This window comes from Streptosporangium sp. NPDC006013 (genome assembly GCF_040614275.1).
In the GTDB taxonomy this organism is placed as follows: domain Bacteria; phylum Actinomycetota; class Actinomycetes; order Streptosporangiales; family Streptosporangiaceae; genus Streptosporangium.
The window spans coordinates 1-1,773 of the sequence record NZ_JBEXUE010000895.1; the positions used below are offsets into that span (position 1 = coordinate 1).

The 1,773-nt window shown below is 68.0% G+C and carries 1 protein-coding gene; it reads left to right on the plus strand.

Going from position 1 to position 1,773, the window contains the following annotated elements; all coding sequences use genetic code 11:
• The first annotated feature begins 90 nt into the window (after positions 1-90).
• Positions 91-1,752 (plus strand): IS1182 family transposase, encoded by a 1,662-nt coding sequence (locus ABZ260_RS50705; RefSeq protein ID WP_355633050.1) that lies wholly within the window; start codon positions 91-93, stop codon positions 1,750-1,752.
• Positions 1,753-1,773 lie beyond the last annotated feature (21 nt).

A 1,773-nucleotide genomic window follows, 5' to 3' on the forward strand; every position in this document is an offset into this window, starting at 1 on the left:
GATTTTGTTGGCCGATTCGGTTGATGATTACCGGGTCGCGGGAGACGCTGAGGGGACTCGGGCCGCGGACAGGATGGAGGAGGTTCCGTCGTGTCTCTGCGCCCTAGATCCGCTGTTCAGATCCCCGAGGCGACCGTCGCGGTGGCGCGAGCGGCGTTCCCCAAGGGATGTCTGGCCATCCGGTTGCGCGATGAACTGGGTGTGCTGTTCAGCGACGAGCAGTTCGCCGATGCCTTCCCGCGTCGGGGCGGGCCAGGGCGGGCACCTGGTGAGCTGGCGCTGGTGACGGTGCTGCAGTTCGCCGAGGGGCTGACCGACCGGCAGGCCGCCGATGCGGTGCGCGGGCGGATCGACTGGAAATACGCCCTGGCCCTGGAGCTGACCGACCCGGGGTTCGACTTCTCGGTGCTCAGCGAGTTTCGGGACCGGTTGATCGAGCACGGGATCGAGGCCAGGGTCTTCGATCTGCTGCTGGATCGCTGCTCGGAGCTGGGGCTGCTGCGTGCCGGTGGACGGCAGCGGACCGATTCCACGCACGTTCTGGCGGCGGTGCGGACGTTGAACCGGATGGAGTTCGTCGGGGAGACGTTGCGGGCTGCGCTGGAGGCGCTGGCCGTTGCCGCTCCCGGCTGGTTGGCGGAGGTGGTTGCCCCCGAGTGGATCGAACGCTATGGGCGTCGAGTGGACTCCTACCGCTTTCCCAAAGGGGAGGATGCGCGCACCCGGTGGGCCACCACGGTGGGACAGGATGGGTTTGCCCTGCTGGAGGCCATCCACGCGGGTGATGCCCCGCACTGGCTGCGGGCCATCCCCGCGGTCCAGACCTTGCGGGTGGCCTGGATCCAGCAGTATCACCGCGACGACAAGGGGATGCGCTGGCGGGAGGGCAACGATCTCCCGCCGGCCGGAGTACGGCTGTCTTCGCCCTATGACCGCGATGCTCATTACGGTCTCAAGCGTGGTGCGGGCTGGTGCGGTTACAAGGTGCACCTGAGCGAGACCTGCGAGCCCGATCAGCCGCACCTGATCACCAATGTGCATACGACCGATGCCACCGTGGTCGACAGCGAGGTCACCGAGCAGATCCACCTCGATCTGGCCGGGCGGGGGCTGGGGCCCGGCACCCACGTGGTGGACGCGGGCTACGTCACCGCCACGCTGATCTTGACCGCCCGCCAGGAGAAGGCGATCGACTTGCTGGGGCCGGTCGGCCTGGATACCCATGCCACGGCCAAGCAGGGGCTGGGCCAGGAGGCGTTCGCCATCGACTGGCAGGCACGCACGGCGACCTGCCCCGGTGGCGCGACCAGTGTCTCCTGGTCCGACCAGCGCAAACCCAACGGGACACCGATCACCCGGGTACATTTCGCAATCACTGACTGCGGACCCTGCCCACTGCGCGCCTCCTGCACCAAGGCCGACGGTCACCGCTACGGGCGCAGCCTGACCTTGCTACCCGCCGCCCAGCAGAAGATCCTCGACCAGCGCCGCCGCGAGCAGGAGACCCAGGCGTGGAAGGAGTGCTACGCCGTTCGGGCCGGGATCGAAGGCACGATCTCCCAAGCCGTCCGGGCAGGCGGAATCCGCCGCACCCGCTATCGAGGACTGCCCAAAACCCGACTCGCGCATCTGCTGACCGCCACCGCGATCAACCTCATCCGCCTGGACGCTTGGTGGACCGACATCCCGATCCGCGGCACCCGCGCCTCTCGCCTGGAACGACTCGGCGCTGAACTCGGCCTAGCCGCGTGAACCGAATCGGCCAACAAAATC